The following is a 17,324-nucleotide window of genomic DNA, read 5'->3' as shown; positions in this document are numbered from 1 at the left end:
TCAGAACTCGTTCTGCAGCGACTTGTAGCCGCGTACCAGGTCGACGTTGGTGCGCGCCACGTCTTCCGAGAACTCGCTGGCGGAAACGCTGACCCGCGGCATGCTCGCCAGGTCGGTGCGCGGACCGATGCGCTCGGTGGACGGTACGTAGAAACCCGCTGGCAGGTCGCAGCCGTCGACCACCGCGTTGTGGCGGACCACGCAGCCATCGCCGACCCGGCAGTTGAACAGCACGCTGTTGAAGCCGATGAAGACCCGGTCGCCGACTTCGCAAGGACCGTGGACGATGGAGCGGTGGGCGATGGAGCTGTGCTCGCCGATGGTCACCGCGGCACCCGACTTGGAATGGATCACCACGCCGTCCTGGATGTTCGAGTTGGCGCCGATCACGATCGGTTGCATGCCGCCGTCGGCGTCGACTTCGTCGGCACGGATCACTGCGTAGGGACCGACGAAGACGTTGGCCTGGATGATCACCTTGCCGCAGATGATCGCGGTCTTGTCCACATAGGCCGATTCGTCGATCACCGGCAGGTCGCCGGAGGGATTCTTGCGGATCATGCTGCACCTCGCTGCCAATGGCTTTCGGCGACGGCGTCATGGGCATGCAGGCTTTCCGCATGGACGACCCGTATGGAGAACCGGCTCGCCTGTGGATAACCCTGCAGGGCGCGGTGCAGCCGGCGCACCGCGTCCTCGCAGAACATCAGGTTCTGCCCGTTGGCGAGGGCGAAGGCCTGCTCGTCGGCGCGTTTCACCGCAGTCTGCACCGCGGTGCCGAGGGCGCTTTCGCCGAGATCCGCCAGCTCTTCCAGGGGCAGTCCGATGCAGTCTTCCGCCAGGCCGATGCGCAGGTGCGCGCTGCTGCGCTGGCTGTGCGGGGTGGCGACGATGCCGGCGCTGCTGCCGAGCCAGGCGAGCACGCTGGCATGATCGAGCGGCTGTCCGGCGAAGTCCTGGTCGAAGCGCTCCTGGATCAATTGCCGGGCCAGTGCCGCCGAACAGGGGCAGGTCGAGGAGTAGGTCAGCTCGAGATGGACTTCGGCCTGGAAGTCATCGCCTTCCAGGCGCGTGTCCAGCACCAGTGGATAACGTTTCCAGCCGCTCAGCGGGCTGACCAGCGCCGGACGCCGCAGCAGCGGCGCGAGGCGTAGGCGCAGGTAGGCGCGACGCGACAGGCCGGCGTGGCTGTCGAGGAAGCGTTGCAGGACGGCGCGCAGGCAGGAAAGGTCCAGCTCGCCCTGTTCCAGTTCGGCCAGCGCCAGGTAGAGGCGCGACATATGGATGCCGCGGGCCTGCGGGTCGTCCAGGCTGACACCGGCATCGGCTTCGGCGGCGACCCTCTGCCCGCCGATCTGCACGGGAAGGGCGATGCCCTGCATGCCGACCCAGTCCAGGGGAAGATCGGCGGTGGTGGTCTGGCGGGCGATATCGGGAAGCGTCAAGGCATTCATGGAGAACTCGAAGAAGGGTAGGCAAGGCCTGGAAATGGCTTGAATGTTATAATATAACGTATTAGCTAATGCCGACCCTTGCAATCGGGTATTTCGTCGATGAAGCGCCGTCGTCTCCTGCAAAGCCTGCTCGCCGGCCTGGCCCTCCAGCCGTTCCTGGCCGCCAGCGCCAATTTACGAATCCGCCAGGCCCGGGCCTGGAATTCCTCGGAAAGCTGGCGCCTGGTGCTGGAACTGGACGGCCCGCCGCGTTATCGAACCTTTTCCCTGCAGGCCCCCGAGCGGTTGATCCTCGACCTGCCCGACGCGCAATTGCTCGCAACGCTCTCCGAGCTACCGCTGGACGGCCCCGTGCGCGCCATACGCAGTGGCCAACTGGGTGGCGGCGGGACGCGCATCGTCCTCGATCTGCGCCAAGCGGTCAGGCCGCGCAGCTTCGCCCTGGAACCGCAGGCGGGAAAGGGCCATCGCCTGGTCCTGGACCTATATCCACAGGCGCTGGCGGCGCCCCCCGAGCCAATGCTGGCGCTGGCCCGCCCGCTACCCTCGACGGGCCGCGACATCCTCGTGGTGGTCGATGCCGGCCATGGCGGCAAGGACCCCGGCGCGGTCGGTAGCAAGGGCGAGCGCGAAAAGGACGTGGCGCTGGCCATCGCCCGCCTGCTGGCGCGGCGGATCGACCGTGAGAAAGGCTTCAAGGCGCGCCTGGTGCGCAACGGCGATGTGTTCGTCCCGCTGCGCAAGCGGCCGGAAGTGGCCCGGCGCTACAACGCCGACATGTTCGTTTCGGTGCACGCCGACGCGGCGCCGCGACTGACCGCCTCCGGCGCGTCGGTATATGCCCTCTCCGAGCATGGCGCCAGCTCGACCATGTCGCGCTGGATGGCCGAGCGCGAGAACGGCGCCGACCTGATCGGCAACAGCGGCAACCTGCCGCTACAGGGCCGCGACAAGGTACTCGCCGGGGTGATCCTCGACATGGCCCTGAGTTCGACCATCGCCAGCAGCCTGGACCTCGGCCACAGCGTTCTCGGCCAGTTGTCGGACGTCACCGCGCTGCACCAGAAGCGTGTCGAGCAGGCCGGCTTCGCCGTGCTCAAGTCGCCGGACATCCCTTCGATCCTGGTGGAGACCGGCTTCATCTCGAATCGCGGCGATTGTCGCCGGTTGATGGACGAACGCCATCGCCAGCGCCTGGCCGAGGCGATCTTCGCTGGCGTGCAGGGCTACTTCCGGCAACGCCCTCCCGCCGGCAGCTACCTGGCGGCGCTCAGCGCGCAGCCTCCCGGCTAGGGCCTTCGCTGCAGCCGCTGACCCGCCCGCAGGTCAGGCGTTGGCGCTGGCCCGATGAACTGCTCAGGCGGCTGATGCTGGTCCACCCGATGTTGCGGCTGAGGCCGACCCAGATTTCCCCATCGCTGGCGATGCCGCTGAAGAAGGTCAGGCGCCCGTAGCGCGTATTGGTCTGGGCCCAGCGTCGTCCGCTCGCCGCGTCGTAGCCGCGCAGCCAGGTGTCGTTGCCGCCGGTGGCGACGCTGTAGTGGTTGCCCAGCCGATCCATGCAGGCCAGAACGGTACGTAGGTAGGCGCATTCCGCCGGGCGGGTGCCGGGAAGAAAGCCCTGCGCCTGTGCCGCCGGAGCGAGCAGCAGGAGGGCCAGGCAGTAAAGGCGGAGGACGCGGCGCATCGGTGGATCCCGGGATGACGTGGGCCCAGGGTAGCCGGAAGGCGATTGGCGGGCCATCGATTGTGGTGTTAATTGTTATAGTATAACGTTTTAAATTTCCCAGGTTCAGCCCATGACCGAACAGGAACTGCTTGCCCAGCCCGACGCTGCCTACATGGACGAAGCCCAGCAGGACTTCTTCCGCGACCTGCTGCTGCGTCAGCGCCAGGAACTTCAGGCGCGCATCGAAGGCGAATTCGGCGAGTTGCGCGATCTCGAACGCCCCAGCGACGAGGCCGACCTGGCTTCCCGCGAGGAACAACGGCAATGGCAACTTCGCCTGCTGGAGCGGGAGAAGAAGCTGCTCGACAAGATCGACGAAGCGCTGGAGCGCCTGGCCCGCGGCGACTACGGCTGGTGCCAGGAAACCGGCGAGCCGATCGGCCTGCGCCGCCTGCTGTTGCGTCCCACCGCCACCCTCTGCATCGAGGCGAAAGAGCGCCAGGAGAAGCGCGAACGCCACGTGCGGCACAACTGAAGAGGTTACCAACCGTGAACCAACGCCTACCTGTCACCGTGCTGTCCGGCTTTCTCGGCGCCGGCAAGAGCACGCTGCTCAACCATGTGCTGAAGAACCGCGAGAACCGACGGGTTGCGGTGATCGTCAACGATATGAGCGAAATCAATATCGATGGCAGCGAGGTCCAGCGCGATGTCAGCCTGAACCGCGCTGAAGAACGCCTGGTGGAGATGAGCAACGGCTGTATCTGCTGCACCCTGCGCGAAGACCTGCTGGAAGAGGTCGGCCGTCTCGCCCGGGAAGGCCGCTTCGACTACCTGCTGATTGAGTCCACCGGGATTTCCGAACCGATGCCGGTGGCCGAGACCTTCACCTTCCGCGACGAGCTGGACCGCAGCCTGTCCGACGTGGCGCGACTGGATACCATGGTCACGGTGGTCGACGGGATGAATTTTCTCCGCGACTACCAGGAGGCCGCCAGCCTGGCCAGTCGTGGCGAAACCCTCGGTGAGGAGGATCAGCGCTCGATCACCGACCTGCTGATCGACCAGGTCGAATTCGCCGACGTGATCCTGGTCAGCAAGATCGACCTGATCTCCAGCGAGCAGCGCGAGGAACTGCTGGCGATCCTGCGCCAGCTCAATGCCGAGGCGGAGATCCTGCCGATGGTGATGGGTCAGGTGCCGCTGGCGAAGATCCTCGATACCGGTCGCTTCGATTTCGATCGCGCGGCGTCCGCGCCGGGCTGGCTGAAGGAACTGCGCGGCGAGCACCTGCCGGAAACCGAGGAATATGGCATCGCCTCCATGGCCTACCGGGCGCGCCGGCCGTTCCACCCCGCGCGCTTCCACGCCTTCCTGCACAATCCGCTGAAGCAGGGGCGGCTGCTGCGCTCCAAGGGCTTCTTCTGGCTCGCCAGCCGGCCCCGCGAGGCCGGCAGCTGGTCGCAGGCCGGCGGCCTGATGCGCTACGGCCTGGCGGGCCGCTGGTGGCGCTTCGTGCCGACCGGACAGTGGCCACAGGACGAAGAGGGCCTGCGGGCGATCATGCGGCACTGGGAGGAAGGCGTCGGCGACTGTCGCCAGGAGCTGGTTTTCATCGGTCAGAACCTGAACTTCGCGGCCCTGCGCGCAGCCCTGGACGCCTGCCTGCTGGATGACGCCGAGATGAACCTGGGCATCCCCGGCTGGCAGGGCCTGGACGACCCCTTCGAGGACTGGGGGCATGCCGCATGAGCGCACTGCCGCAGGAAAAACCGTTGCCGTGCCAGGCGTTCGATGACGACCCCCAGGTGCTGGCCGAGGTGCTTCGCGAGGGCGTCAACCTGGCGGTCTGGACACGCCGGTTGAGCCCGGCGCTGCGCGACTTCGCCGCCGCCCTGGTGCGCAACCGGCCGGGACTGGCGCTGAGCCAGACGCTGGAGATGGAAGAGGAACGGCTACCCGTCTTGGACGGCCTGCTCGACGCGCAGCAACTGCCGGGACAAACCGATTTCCTCGACGACCTGGGCTGGCTGGTCGAGGCCTTCTCCTGCCTGACCGGGGCGCGGCGTATCGGCCTGCGCCTGCGCGTTCTGGATAAACCGATGTGCCCGCGTTTCCACGTCGACCACGTGCCGCTGCGGCTGGTCACCACCTACCAGGGCGCCGCCAGCGAATGGCTGGACGAGTCCGGCCTGGACCGTCGGCTGCTTGGCGGAGCGCAGGCCGAAGTTGTCGACGAACAGCTTATCCACAGCTTGTCCACGGGCGACGTGGCGCTGCTCAAGGGCGAACGCTGGGAGGGTAACGAAGGTGCCGGGCTGGTGCATCGCTCGCCGCGAGCGGAGCCTGGGCTGGCGCGCCTGCTGTTGACCCTGGACTGGCTTGCCTGAGCCTGTGGACAAGTGTCTTTCGAGGAATAAAAAAAGGCCATCCGCAGATGGCCTATCACCAAAAAGTCGTCCTACCTTGGGGATGGGGACGAAGGGTGCTGAGGTACCCGACTCCCATTTAGCCCTGACGCTGTGACAGGCTGATGACGCGCTCAGGGCTTTTTCGCGGCGCTAGGCTCTTCCCAGCGACCTTGGCTCTGGCTGGCGCAGAACGGCTCCAGGTAGCGTGCGTCGGTCGCGATGCCGTAGTAGAAGATGTCCTGCCGATAGGGCGCGTTGGGTACCCTGGCGTCGCGGCAGACACCGAAGGCGCCCGTCGGACATTCCTCGGCGAACGTCACCTCGACCTTCTGGCCCTGCAGTTGTGGCTGGCAGAAGCCTTCGCGGAACAGCTTGGCCGGGATGCTGCGGTTCTGCTGGCAGACCTTCACGTCGAGATTCTTCGCCTGGCTATGGACGATGCAGGCTTCGGCCAGGGCCAGGCCCGGCAGGCAGGACAGGAAGAACAGGAACGGACGCATGCGAGGACTCCATTGCAGACGGGCGCGACTCTAGCACGGGGCCGGGCTCCCCGCAGGCAAGGACCGCATTGATCCACAGGCTTTCACATTCCGGTTGCGCAGATGCTTCGAGAGATACCCACACACCTGATCGGCGGCCCCCTGGGGGCCGGCAAGACCAGCCTGATCCGCTCGCTGCTGGCGCAGAAGCCGGCGGGCGAGCGCTGGGCGGTTCTGGTCAACGAGTTCGGCGAGATCGGCCTGGATGCCGCGCTGCTGGCCACGGACGTCGACGGCGTGGCCATCGGCGAGGTGGCGGGCGGGTGCCTCTGCTGCGTCAATGGCGTGCCGTTCCAGGTGGGGCTCGGTCGCTTGTTGCGTCGGGCACGGCCGGACCGGCTGTTCATCGAACCCTCCGGGTTGGGACATCCGCTGGCGCTGTGGAAACAGCTGCAGGCTCCTCCCTGGTCCGGCGTCCTGGCCCTGCAACCCCTGGTAGTGGTGCTGGATGCCGCGGCGCTGGCCTCCGGCCAACCGCTGCCGGAGGCACAGGAACAGGCGCTGGAAGCGGCCGGCATGTTGCTGCTGAACAAATCCGAAACGCTCGACGCGACGCAGCGCTGCGCTGTGCGCGCGCGCCTGCCGGTCCTGCCGTTGCGCTGGAGCGTGCGCGGTCACCTGGCATTGCGCGATCTGCCGACCAGCGTTGCCGGGGAAGGTAGCGCGACGACCTGGGCGGCCCTGCCGGAGGCGCCTGCTCAGTTGGGAACGGTGCTGCCTGCCGAGCGACCGCTGCGCGCCGTGCGCGAGCAGGACGGCCAGTTCGCCATCGGCTGGCGGCTGGCGCCGTCGGTGCGTTTCGATCGGGCCGCAGTGGACGCCTGGCTGAACCGTCTGTCCGGACTGCGGCGAGCCAAGGCGGTGCTGCATTGCGCGGACGGTTGGTATGCAGCGAATGCCGCGCCGTTTGTGGATAACTGGGGCAAGTCCTCGTGGCGGCGGGATAATCGGCTGGAACTGATCCTCGCCGCAGGCGCGGATGAAAAGGCGCTCGAAGAGGCGTTCCTGGCGTGTCGGATGGTCGCGGAATGATCCGCCAAGGTTGCCCTGAGGACGCGACTGAATGATAATAATTATCAGAAGACTCTACTTCCTTACCTTTCACTTCTCCGCAGGTCGCCCTCATGTCGCCACAGCCTTCACGGTCGCCTGACCGTTTTTCGCTGGCCGCGCTCGCCGAAGACCACCCCACCGCTCCCGCCCAGGGAGACGAAAGCGAGTCCCTGCCATGCGTGAATGCCCAGCGCGGAGAACCCAACCTGCGCGTGGTGGACTGCTCCGGCGCGCGCCGCGACGAGGAAGTGGCGGTCGAGGAAGTGCTGATCCCCTACGCCCATGGCAGCGATCCCGAAGACGTCCCCGGCGAGCCGCCCAAGTCGCGCTGGTGGTTGTCCTCCGGCGCGGCGGTGGCGATGCATGTGGCGATCATCGGTGCGCTGGTGTGGGTGATGCCGACCCCGGCCGAACTCAACCTTGGCCACGGCGAACTGCCGAAGACCATGCAGGTGAATTTCGTCCAGCTCGAGAAGAAGGCCGAGCCGACCCCGCAGCCGCCGGCTGCCGCGCCGGAGCCGACGCCGCCGAAGATCGAGGAACCCAAGCCGGAGCCGCCGAAGCCGAAGCCGGTGGAAAAACCCAAGCCCAAGCCGAAACCCAAGCCCAAACCGGTGGAAAACGCCATTCCCAAGGCCAAGCCGAAGCCGGAACCCAAACCCAAGCCGGAACCCGAGCCGAGCACAGAGGCATCCAGCCAGCCCAGCCCGTCCAGCGCCGCCCCGCCGCCGCCCGCACCTACCGTCGGGCAGAGCACGCCCGGCGCGCAGACCGCGCCCAGCGGCTCGCAAGGTCCGGCCGGCCTGCCCAGCGGCAGCCTCAACGACAGTGACATCAAGCCGTTGCGCATGGATCCTCCGGTCTATCCCCGAATGGCCCAGGCCCGGGGTATCGAAGGCCGGGTGAAGGTGCTGTTCACCATCACCAGCGATGGCCGCATTGACGACATCCAGGTGCTGGAGTCGGTGCCGTCGCGCATGTTCGACCGTGAAGTGCGCCAGGCCATGGCCAAGTGGCGTTTCGAGCCGCGTGTCAGTGGTGGCAAGATCGTCGCCCGCCAGGCGACCAAGATGTTCTTCTTCAAGATCGAGAAGCGCCGCTGAGGCGGTTTTCTGACAACGAAAAGAGCCGCGCCTTCGAGCGCGGTTTTTTTATTCCCGGTAGGTCTCGCAGACGGGGCTTCGCTGCCTGGGGACGGCAGGCCCCTTGCGCTGTTCCACCGTGGGAACGCGAGGAGATCGGCGTTTGCGCGCCAAGGTTCCAGCCCCGCCGGAATGACGAGCCGCAGGGCGAATAACCGCTTGCGGTTATCCGCCGTGGAACGCAGGGACACCGGATGATTACGCCGCCGGCGTTGCGCGCCCTAGGACTCCGGTCGGGATGCCGTGCCGTAGACCAACAGTCGGCGGGTGTGGGGGAGTCGGTTGCCGCGCCAAAAAGCAGGACGGCGACCCGAAGGTCGCCGTCCTGTGGATAAAAAGGCCCGGAGTGTGTCGGGGCCATGAGCACGAGGCTCAATCAATCGGTCGTGATCTTCGAGTGCTTCTGGGTGTCCTTCATGAACACATAGACCAGCAGCGAGCAGGCGATACAGGCGGTGACGTACCAGTAGAAGCCGCTCTCCAGGCCGACGCTCTTGAACCACAAGGCAACGTATTCGGCGGTGCCGCCGAAGATCGACACGGTCAGGGCATACGGCAGGCCGACGCCCAGGGCGCGGATCTCGGTGGGGAACAGTTCGGCCTTCACCACCGCGTTGATCGAGGTGTAGCCGCTGACGATCACCAGCGCCGCCATGATCAGGAAGAACGCTCCCCACCAGCTGTCGACGCTGTGCAGTGTGCTGAGGATCGGGTAGGTGAAGACGGTGCCGAGTACGCCGAAGGCGATCAGGATCGGCCGCCGACCGATCTTGTCGGAGAGGGCGCCGACGATGGGCTGCAGCAGCATGAAGAGGAACAGGGTGGCAGCCGAGATCATGGTCGAATCGGTCTTGCTCATGCCTACCGTGTTCACCAGGTACTTCTGCATGTAGGTGGTGTAGGTGTAGAAGGCCAGGGTGCCGCCCATGGTCAGGCCGACCACGGTCAGCACTTCCTTCGGGTGGCGCAGCAGGGTGCGCAGCAGGCTTTCCTTCGGCTCTTCCTTCTTCTTCGAGAAGGACTCGGTCTCTTCCATGCCGCGACGCAGGAACATCGCCACCACTGCGCACAGCGCGCCGATGAAGAAGGGTACGCGCCAGCCCCAGCTTTCCAGTTGTTCTACGGTCAGGGTCTGTTGCAGGACGATCAGCACCGCCAGGGCGATGAGCTGGCCGGAAATCAGGGTCACGTACTGGAAGCTGGAGAAGAACCCGCGCTGTTCCTTGTTCGCCATCTCGCTCAGGTAGGTGGCGGAGGTACCGTATTCGCCGCCGACCGACAGGCCCTGGAGCAGGCGCGCGACCACCAGCAGGATCGGCGCGGCGACGCCGATGGTTTCATAGCTGGGGGTCAGGGCGATGATCAGCGAGCCAAAGCACATCAGCAGCACCGAGGCCAGCAACGCCGCCTTGCGGCCCTTGCGGTCGGCATAGATACCCATCAGCCAGCCACCGATCGGGCGCATCAGGAAGCCCACAGCGAAGATAGCTGCGGTGTTCAGCAGTTGGGCGGTCATGTCGCCCTGGGGGAAGAATGCCTTTGCGAAGTACAGCGAGAAGGCGGCGTAGACGTACCAGTCGTACCACTCGACCAGGTTGCCGACGGAACCGCTGAAGATCGACTTGATGCGTTGCGAAGTGGTGCGGGGCTGGGCAGACGCGGAAATGGCGTTGGCGCTTTCCATCGTGTTTCCTCTTTTCGTTGTTGTCTTGGATGTGCTGATCAGGGCGCAGCACACCGGCACATCGCGAGGGCGACGTATTGGATGGCTCGATAGCAGGTGCCGTGCCAACGCGGGAAAGCCGCGTGGGGACTGGGTTGGAAGAGGAGCGGGGTGGTCTTGGCCGAGCGGGAGTCCGCCGACCGGGAGAGTGGATAAGCGGAAATCCGCCGATCCTTCAGGGCAAAGGGTCCGATAGCGACACCAGATGCAGGCGAGGGCGAATAACCGCAGCGTGGTTATCCGCCGATTCGACGGCAGGCCGGGATCGCTTGGCTCTCAGTGGCTGCCCTTTTCCTGGTCGAGGGTTTCCATCAGCGCGATCTGCATCCGCGAATGCACGCGGATCAGCCAGCGCCAGAGCACTGCGATCACCAGGCCGGCGACCAGCACCACTACGACCAGCAACTCGCCCGGCGGCAGGATGCTCGAGCTGAGCGCCGCCAGCAGCACCATCATGCCGGCCAGCGACAGCAGCGGGATGATCTCGGAGATCACCCGACGTACCCGCGCCGTATGGCGTCCGGCTTTCTCCGGCTTGACCCCGAGTTCGGCCAGCAGCATCGACAGGGCCTTGAGCTTGCGGTACGCGGCGATCAGGAAGGCCAGCGAGACCAGCAGCGCGCCGCCCCAGATCAATGCCTTGTGTAGCCCGTCGTAGGCGACCCACTGGCTCATCCAGGCGGAAAGCGTATCGGCGAAATAACCGCCGGCGAGGAAGATCGCGATCACCAGCGCCAGGTTCACCCCGACCTGCAGCAAGATGCGCCGGATCATCGCCGCCAGCACCGCACGGTCGCCCTGCGGCTGGATGCTGCGCAGCCAGTCGCCGTAGTGGCCGAAGATCCTCGCCATGCGCTGCGGCATGGCGTTGGCCAGGTGCTGCGAGAGCGGGTCGGCGGCGCGGATCAGGTACGGGGTGAGCAGGGTGGTGATGGCCGAGACCGCTACCGCCACCGGGTAGAGGAAGTCGCTGGTGACTTTCAGAGTCATGCCCAGGGCGGCGATGATGAAGGAGAACTCGCCGATCTGCGACAGGCCCATGCCGACCCGCAGCGAAGTGCGTCCGTCGTTGCCGGCGATGAACGCACCCATGCCGCAGGAGAACATCTTGCCGAGCACTACCGCGACGGTGATCAGGGCGATCGGCCAGGCGTACTCGACGAGGATCTTCGGGTCGATCAGCAGGCCGATGGCGACGAAGAAGATCGCACTGAACATGTCACGGACCGGCTCGATCAATCGTTCGATCTGCACCAACTGGCGCGACTCGGCCATGATCGCGCCGATCAGGAAGGCGCCGAGCACCATGCTGTATTCCAGCTTCACCACCAGCAGGCAGAAGCCGAAGCACAGGCCGAGCACGGTGACCAGCAGCATCTCGTTGCTCTCGAACTTCGCCACGTAGGCCAGCAGGCGTGGCACCAGGAGGATGCCGACGACCAGCGCGACGATCATGAACAGGCTGAGCTTGCCGACCGTGGAGAACACCTCGCCGGTTTCCACCGAACCGCTCACGGCGATTCCCGACAGCAGGGCGATGATGCCTATGCCGAGGATGTCCTCGACGATCAGCACGCCGAAGATCAGTTGGGCGAAGCGCTCGTTCTTCATCTTCAGGTCGCCGAGCGCCTTGACGATGATGGTGGTGGAGGATATCGCCAGGATCGCGCCGAGGAACAGCGAGTCCATGGTGCTCCACTCGAAGAAGCGACCGATCTCGAAGCCGATCCAGATCATCAGGACGATTTCCAGGAACGCCGCGATGAACGCCGTGGCGCCGACCTGGAAGAGCTTGCGCAGGCTGAACTCCAGGCCGAGGCAGAACATCAGGAAGATCACCCCGAGTTCGGCCAGGGTCTTGATCGTGTCTTCGTCGTGGATCAGTCCGAAGGGCGGGGTGTGCGGGCCGATGATGAAGCCGGCGACGATGTAGCCGAGGACCACCGGTTGGCGCAGGCGGTGGAAGAGGATAGTGACCACACCCGCCACCAGCATGATCACGGCGAGGTCCTGGATGAAATCGACGGCATGCATGGCGGCGGTCCTCGCTCGGGGAATGGGTCGGCAGACGCGGCGACCGGGCGGCCTCGCAGACCCGCAGACTAGCATCCGCAAGTGCTTGATCGGTGGGCTGAAAAAAACTGTAACAGACGTTTCGGCGAGGCTCTGCGTTGTGCTTCCCGGGTCGCCGGGCGGATCTTCGCGCGCCGATCCGCGTGCATGCCTGTCGTCCCCGGCAACGAAGGTGTACCCTGGCGCCGACCCGCGAGCCAGACGCGGCGGGCGAAAAAACGGCGGCCGGGGAGCAATAGCCCGAAACAAAATCCGGCTGGTCCTGTCGCCCGTACCGCCGCAACATGGCGCGCGTCGATTCCCCCAAGAGAGAAAGACTACAATGCAGCGTGTTCTCAGCATCGCCCTCGCCTTCTGCCTGGCGCTGACCGTCAGCCTGGATGCCAATGCCAAGCGCTTCGGCGGCGGCAAGAGCCTCGGCTCGGCACCCAGCCACCAGACCCGCCAGGCGCAGCCGGCCACTGCGCCGAACGCCACTGCTGCCGCCTCCAACGCCGCTCGTCCCGCCGCTGCCGCCAGCGGTGCTTCGCGCTGGCTCGGCCCGCTGGCCGGTATCGCCGCGGGCGGCCTGCTCGCTTCCATGTTCATGGGCGACGGCTTCGAGGGCATCCAGATGCTCGACATCCTGTTGATCGCCCTGGTGGCCTTCATCGCCTTCCGCTTCATCGCCGCTCGCCGGCGCCAGCAGAACCAGGGCCAGCCTGCAATGGCCGGGCACGCGCCGATGCAGCGCGAAATGCCGGCCCAGGCGCCGATCTTCGGTGGCGCCGCCGCTGCTGCCGCTGCGCCGAGCCCGGTGATCAACGCGCCGAGCTGGTTTAACGAGGAGCGCTTCGTCGGTGCCGCTCGCGAACACTTCATGTCCCTGCAGCAGCATTGGGATGCCAACGAGATGGACAAGATCGCCGAGTTCGTCACCCCGCAGATGTTGCAATGGCTGAAGCAGGAGCGCGCCGAGATCGGCGACGCCTACCAGTCCACCTACATCGACAACCTGGTCGTGCAACTGGACGGCGTCGACGACCAGGCCGACAAGACCATCGCCACCCTGACCTTCAGCGGTGTGTCGAAGACCTCGCGCTTCGACCAGGGCGAAGCCTTCAGCGAAAGCTGGCGGATGGAGCGCGCCCAGGGCGAGAACCAGCCATGGCTGGTGGCCGGTATCCGGCAGAACTGATCCCGAGTGGTTGCGGTCCCTTCGGGGGCCGCCGAAACCCCCGCTTCCGCCAGGGAACGGGGGTTTTTTCATCTCCGTTGGCGGGTTGACCGACCATTCGTCCGGCGCCATGGCCGAAGGCCAGCCGCGACACTTGTCTTGCGCTCGGTGCGGCTACTGTATAAAAAGCGCGCCACCCGTTGCGAGAGAGCCTGTCGTGGAAGACGTCATCGAAAAACTGCGTGAACTCAACGAACCGGTTCCGGTGCCCCTGGAACTGCCGGAAGAAGAACTGCTGGTGGAAATCGAGGAAGAGCTGCTGATCGGCATTCCCGCCGAGTTCCGCGAATTCCTCCTGCTGGTCAGCGATGTGGTCTACGGCCGCCTGGAGCCGGTGACCGTGACCGATCCGCACTCGCACACCTACCTGCCCGAAGTGGCGGCCACTGCCTGGGACCTGGGCGTTCCGCGCGAGCTGATCCCGCTTTGCGAGGACGACGGCAGCTACTACTGCGTGGCGGAGGACGGCGAGGTGGTGCTCTGGGCCGATGGCGACCTCACCGATGAAAGCTGGGATTCGGTGTGGGTCTGGGCTCGCGACGTCTGGCTGGAGAGCTGAGCCTGAACCGCCGCAAAGGCTCTGCAACGCGCCTTTGCCGCTGACTTCCCGACGTCGCGCGAGGCTGCCTGGAGGCCCTGCGCGTCGCCGTCGGCGCTTCGTCTCCGACAAAGCGCCGCTGCGCTAAGGAATTTCCCTCGATTGCGACGGTCACAAGGGCAATTCCGCACTTGTCGCTCCGGATGTAGGCAAGTGCGCTGCCCCGTGTGGAGATTCTATGAAGTTCAAAGCTCTGTTCGCTGCATTGCTGCTGACCAGCCTGGCGGGTTGCGCCAACCAGGCGGTGGTCACTTTGCAAGATGGCAGCGAGGTCCTGGTCAAGGATCAGTCGGATTACGACAAATACAATGACTACTACGAGTTCGAACAGCTGAATGGCGACACCATCCTGATCAAGAAGGACAATGTGCGCACCATTCGCCCGCAGTAGCGGCGCTTATCTCCCGTCAGGCGTGCTCGCCGGAACGGTGTCGCTTTCGTGGCCGGGCCTCCAGCTCCAGGAGGTTCAGCAGGTACTGGCCGAAGTAGGCCAGGTCCTGTTCGATCGCCGCGCGCGCGGCCGGGCCGTCGCCGCGGCGTAGCGCGTCCAGGGCGTCCTCGTGGAAATCGTTCAGACGTAGGGAGAGGTCGGCCTCGGTGAACAGCCGGTTGAAGAACGGCCCGACCTGTAGCCAGAGCGTCTCGATGAGACGCAGCAGCACCGGGTTGCCGCAGGCGCGGTAGAGCGTCAGGTGGAATTCGCTGTTGGCTTCCAGGTAGGCCTGTACCTCGCGTCGGCGCAAGGCGTCCTCCATTCGCCGCAGACAACCTTCGAGTCCTTCCAGTGCCTGCTCGTCCAGCCGGCCGCTGGCGCTTTCGGCCGCCAGCCCTTCGAGGGACAGGCGCACCTGGAGGATCTGCAGGAAACGCTCGCGGGTCATCAGCGGCACCCTGAGCGAGCGTTGTGCCTCGCCCTCCAGCGCCCCTTCCGCCACCAGCCGTTGCAGGGCGGCGCGAACCGGCATCGGGCTGGTGCCCCACTGGTTCGCCAGGTCGCGGATCTTCAGTCGCTCGCCGGGCTGGAAACGTCCGGCCAGCAAGTCTTCCCGCAGTCGTTGGTAGAGTCGTTCCTGGAGATTCTCGGCCATGGTCAGCTCCGGGTCGCCGGTGGCGCCGGAAGCTGGGAAAGCGTCAGGCTGCAGTTGCGCATGTTCAGCTCCGTTTGTTTTCGATCAGGCAGTTGCCGCCATCCACCACCAGCAGTTCGCCGTTGACGAAGCTGGCTTCGGGCGAGGCGAGGAAGGCCACCGCGGCGGCCACCTCTTCGGGCCGGCCGGCACGTCCGCTGGGGCTGGCCAGGGCGGCCTGGCGTTCTTCGGCGGTGCTCGAGCCGGTGGCGATCCAGCCCGGCGCGACGCTGTTCACCGTGATGCCGCTCTTCGCCACCTCCAGCGCCAGGCCCATGCTCCAGCCGACCAGACCGGCCTTGGCCGCGCTATACGCGGCTTCGCCCGGGTTGCTGCCGCGGGTTCCGGTGGTGGAGGCGACGTTGACGATCCGCCCGTAGCCGCGCTCGCGCATGCCCGGCAGCAGGCCGCGGGTGAGCAGGAAAGCGCTGGTCAGGTTGCGCGACAGGGACAGTTGCCAATCCCGCAGCGAGGTCGCTTCCACTGCGCTGAAGGGCTCCGCGCTGTCCAACTGGGCCATGCCGGCATTGTTCACCAGGATGTCGACCCGTCCCCACTGGGCTTCGGCCCAGTCCAGCAGGCCCTGCACCTGGGCTTCGTCGGTCAGGTCGGCGCTCGCGGCGCGCACGTCGTGACCACATGCGCTCAGTTCCTCCGCTCGTTGCCTAATCCGCTCGCTGCTGGCGGTGATCAGCAGGCGCACGCCTTCGCGGGCCAGCCGCCGGGCAATGGCGAAACCGATGCCGAGTTCGCTGCCGGCGCCGCTGATGAGCGCGACCTGGCCTGTCCACTTCGAAAAGTCATTCATTTTTGTGATCACAAAATTGACATGGAAAACAGATTATCAGTGCTTTCAAATACTGTATTGACTTTTTTGTGATCACAAATGAAAGTTGTGCGAAATAAAAAACGAGGTGTTCGAAATGACCGCCAGTGGCATCGCCGAAGCCGCCGTGGAAACCTTCATGGCCCGCGAGCAGCAACGTTTCCTTGCGCAGAATCCACAGTCCGTCGCGCTCGCCGAGCGAGCCCGGCGCGCCTTGTTCGACGGCGTACCGATGCACTGGATGAGCGATTGGTCAACACCCTGTCCGCTGTTCGTGGCGCGTGCCCACGGCGCGCGTTTCCATGATGTGGACGGCCACGCCTACGTGGACTTCTGCCTGGGCGATACCGGCAGCATGTTCGGCCATTCTCCGGCGCCGATCGCCCGGGCGCTCGCCGAGCAGGGCGCGAACGGCCTGACCACCATGCTTCCGGGGGAGGATGCCATCGTCGCAGGCGAGCTGCTGGCGCAGCGCTTCGGCCTGCCGTTCTGGCAGGTAGCGACCACCGCCACCGACGCCAACCGCTTCGTCCTGCGCTGGGCGCGTGCGATCACCGGTCGCAAGGTGGTGCTGGTATTCGACGGTTGCTACCACGGCACGGTCGACGACACCCTGGTTCGCTGCCGCGACGGCCGCACCGTGCATCGCTCCGGCCTGCTCGGCCAGGCCCACGACCTCACCCAGTTCAGCCGCGCGGTGCCGTTCAACGACCTCCAGGCCCTGGAGCGGGCGCTGGCCGGCGAAGACGTGGCCGCCGTGCTCTGCGAGCCGGCGATGACCAACATCGGCATGGTCCTGCCGCAACCCGGCTTCCACCAGAAGCTGCGCGAGCTGACCCGTCGTCACGGCACGCTGCTGATCATCGACGAGACCCACACCATCTCCACAGGTCCTGGCGGCTGTACCCGCGCCTGGAAGCTCGAGCCGGACTTCATCACCCTCGGCAAGCCGATCGCCGGCGGCGTACCGTGCTCGGTGTATGGTTGCAGCGCGGCGATGGCCAGCGCCATGCAACTGGCCAGGGCACGTGCCAGCGAGCAGAGCGAAGGCCACGGCCACAGCGGCATGGGTACCACGCTGTCGGCCAACGCCCTGGCGATGCGCTGTATGCGCGCCAACCTGGAAGAGGTGATGACCGATACCGCCTACGCCCACATGCTGCCCCTGGCGGCGCGTCTGGCCGAGGGCTTCCGCAGGATTATCCACAAGCACGGCCTGGCCTGGTCGGTGACCGAGCTCGGCGCGCGCAGCGAGTTCCAGTTCTGCCCGCAACCCCCACGCGACGGCGCGGCCGCCGAGGCGGCGTTCCACGACAGCCTGCAGATGGCCTTGCACCTGTATCTGATCAACCGCGGCATCCTCATCACGCCGTTCCACAACATGACCCTGTGTTGCCCGGACACTCGCGAAGAAGATGTCGACCGCCTGCTCTCCAGCCTCGACGAGGCGCTCGGCGAGCTGCTCGCCATACCCGGCGCGCGGGAGGCCTGAG

At 65.9% G+C, this 17,324-nt stretch carries 18 protein-coding genes; 10 read left to right on the top strand and 8 right to left on the bottom strand.

What is annotated here, in order from left to right:
* Positions 1–561, bottom strand: coding sequence for a gamma carbonic anhydrase family protein (locus tag AC1RB9_RS29025; RefSeq protein WP_003099663.1), 561 nt, complete (start codon positions 559–561; stop codon positions 1–3).
* Complete coding sequence (folE2, locus tag AC1RB9_RS29020; protein WP_003099665.1) at positions 558–1,454, bottom strand: GTP cyclohydrolase FolE2; 897 nt, start codon at positions 1,452–1,454, stop codon at positions 558–560. The genes AC1RB9_RS29025 and folE2 overlap by 4 nt, the downstream gene beginning before the upstream one ends.
* Before the next feature lie 99 nt (positions 1,455–1,553).
* Between folE2 and AC1RB9_RS29015 the strand changes: the two genes are divergently transcribed.
* Positions 1,554–2,747 (top strand): N-acetylmuramoyl-L-alanine amidase, encoded by a 1,194-nt coding sequence (locus AC1RB9_RS29015; protein WP_481864878.1) that lies wholly within the window; start codon positions 1,554–1,556, stop codon positions 2,745–2,747.
* Here the strand turns inward: AC1RB9_RS29015 and AC1RB9_RS29010 are convergent.
* On the bottom strand, positions 2,725–3,141 hold the full coding sequence (locus AC1RB9_RS29010; protein WP_003099671.1) for a hypothetical protein: 417 nt from the start codon (positions 3,139–3,141) through the stop codon (positions 2,725–2,727). The two genes, AC1RB9_RS29015 and AC1RB9_RS29010, sit on opposite strands and share 23 nt — an antisense overlap.
* Before the next feature lie 112 nt (positions 3,142–3,253).
* Here AC1RB9_RS29010 and dksA point away from each other — a divergent pair, with 112 nt between their 5' ends.
* Genes dksA through AC1RB9_RS28995 form a run of 3 tightly spaced genes read left to right on the top strand, consistent with a single transcriptional unit; the run spans position 3,254 to position 5,513 of the window.
* On the top strand, positions 3,254–3,658 hold the full coding sequence (gene dksA, locus AC1RB9_RS29005; protein ID WP_003097086.1) for an RNA polymerase-binding protein DksA: 405 nt from the start codon (positions 3,254–3,256) through the stop codon (positions 3,656–3,658).
* A gap of 14 nt (positions 3,659–3,672) precedes the next feature.
* Entirely contained in the window at positions 3,673–4,875 is a 1,203-nt protein-coding gene (zigA, locus tag AC1RB9_RS29000) for a zinc metallochaperone GTPase ZigA (protein ID WP_003458379.1), read from the top strand.
* Positions 4,872–5,513, top strand: coding sequence for a DUF1826 domain-containing protein (locus tag AC1RB9_RS28995; protein ID WP_003099676.1), 642 nt, complete (start codon positions 4,872–4,874; stop codon positions 5,511–5,513). The genes zigA and AC1RB9_RS28995 overlap by 4 nt, the downstream gene beginning before the upstream one ends.
* A gap of 152 nt (positions 5,514–5,665) precedes the next feature.
* Here the strand turns inward: AC1RB9_RS28995 and AC1RB9_RS28990 are convergent, their stop codons facing one another.
* Entirely contained in the window at positions 5,666–6,034 is a 369-nt protein-coding gene (locus tag AC1RB9_RS28990; RefSeq protein WP_003099679.1) for a hypothetical protein, read from the bottom strand.
* A gap of 102 nt (positions 6,035–6,136) precedes the next feature.
* On the opposite strand from AC1RB9_RS28990, the gene AC1RB9_RS28985 reads away from it, so the two are divergent.
* Both AC1RB9_RS28985 and tonB1 read left to right on the top strand, forming a co-directional pair.
* Complete coding sequence (locus tag AC1RB9_RS28985; RefSeq protein WP_003121400.1) at positions 6,137–7,105, top strand: CobW family GTP-binding protein; 969 nt, start codon at positions 6,137–6,139, stop codon at positions 7,103–7,105.
* Between the two features lie 92 nt (positions 7,106–7,197).
* Entirely contained in the window at positions 7,198–8,229 is a 1,032-nt protein-coding gene (gene tonB1 / locus AC1RB9_RS28980; protein ID WP_003121399.1) for an energy transducer TonB1, read from the top strand.
* Between the two features lie 415 nt (positions 8,230–8,644).
* Here the strand turns inward: tonB1 and AC1RB9_RS28975 are convergent, their stop codons facing one another.
* On the bottom strand, positions 8,645–9,952 hold the full coding sequence (locus AC1RB9_RS28975) for an MFS transporter (protein ID WP_003097074.1): 1,308 nt from the start codon (positions 9,950–9,952) through the stop codon (positions 8,645–8,647).
* 315 nt (positions 9,953–10,267) lie between these two features.
* Entirely contained in the window at positions 10,268–12,025 is a 1,758-nt protein-coding gene (locus tag AC1RB9_RS28970; RefSeq protein ID WP_003099684.1) for a cation:proton antiporter, read from the bottom strand.
* Between the two features lie 361 nt (positions 12,026–12,386).
* Between AC1RB9_RS28970 and AC1RB9_RS28965 the strand changes: the two genes are divergently transcribed.
* The 3 genes from AC1RB9_RS28965 (at position 12,387) to AC1RB9_RS28955 (ending at position 14,269) form a co-directional block, all read left to right on the top strand.
* Positions 12,387–13,241 (top strand): Tim44 domain-containing protein, encoded by an 855-nt coding sequence (locus tag AC1RB9_RS28965; protein WP_003458378.1) that lies wholly within the window; start codon positions 12,387–12,389, stop codon positions 13,239–13,241.
* A gap of 196 nt (positions 13,242–13,437) precedes the next feature.
* Positions 13,438–13,839 (top strand): SMI1/KNR4 family protein, encoded by a 402-nt coding sequence (locus AC1RB9_RS28960; RefSeq protein ID WP_003099687.1) that lies wholly within the window; start codon positions 13,438–13,440, stop codon positions 13,837–13,839.
* A gap of 217 nt (positions 13,840–14,056) precedes the next feature.
* Positions 14,057–14,269 carry a YgdI/YgdR family lipoprotein gene (locus AC1RB9_RS28955; protein ID WP_003097061.1) on the top strand — a complete coding sequence of 71 codons (213 nt, stop codon included), beginning with the start codon at positions 14,057–14,059 and terminating at the stop codon, positions 14,267–14,269.
* A gap of 16 nt (positions 14,270–14,285) precedes the next feature.
* On the opposite strand, the gene AC1RB9_RS28950 is transcribed toward AC1RB9_RS28955, so the two are convergent.
* Both AC1RB9_RS28950 and AC1RB9_RS28945 read right to left on the bottom strand, forming a co-directional pair.
* Positions 14,286–14,966, bottom strand: coding sequence for a GntR family transcriptional regulator (locus AC1RB9_RS28950; protein WP_003097059.1), 681 nt, complete (start codon positions 14,964–14,966; stop codon positions 14,286–14,288).
* A gap of 64 nt (positions 14,967–15,030) precedes the next feature.
* Positions 15,031–15,813 carry an SDR family NAD(P)-dependent oxidoreductase gene (locus tag AC1RB9_RS28945; protein ID WP_003118447.1) on the bottom strand — a complete coding sequence of 261 codons (783 nt, stop codon included), beginning with the start codon at positions 15,811–15,813 and terminating at the stop codon, positions 15,031–15,033.
* A gap of 115 nt (positions 15,814–15,928) precedes the next feature.
* On the opposite strand from AC1RB9_RS28945, the gene AC1RB9_RS28940 reads away from it, so the two are divergent.
* Positions 15,929–17,323, top strand: a complete 1,395-nt coding sequence (locus tag AC1RB9_RS28940) for an aspartate aminotransferase family protein (RefSeq protein ID WP_003114139.1) — start codon at positions 15,929–15,931, stop codon at positions 17,321–17,323.
* Position 17,324 lies beyond the last annotated feature (1 nt).

Source organism: Pseudomonas sp. 20-5 (assembly GCF_056782835.1).
Note: the sequence above shows the minus strand (reverse complement) of the source record. Positions and strands in the feature narration are given on the sequence as shown.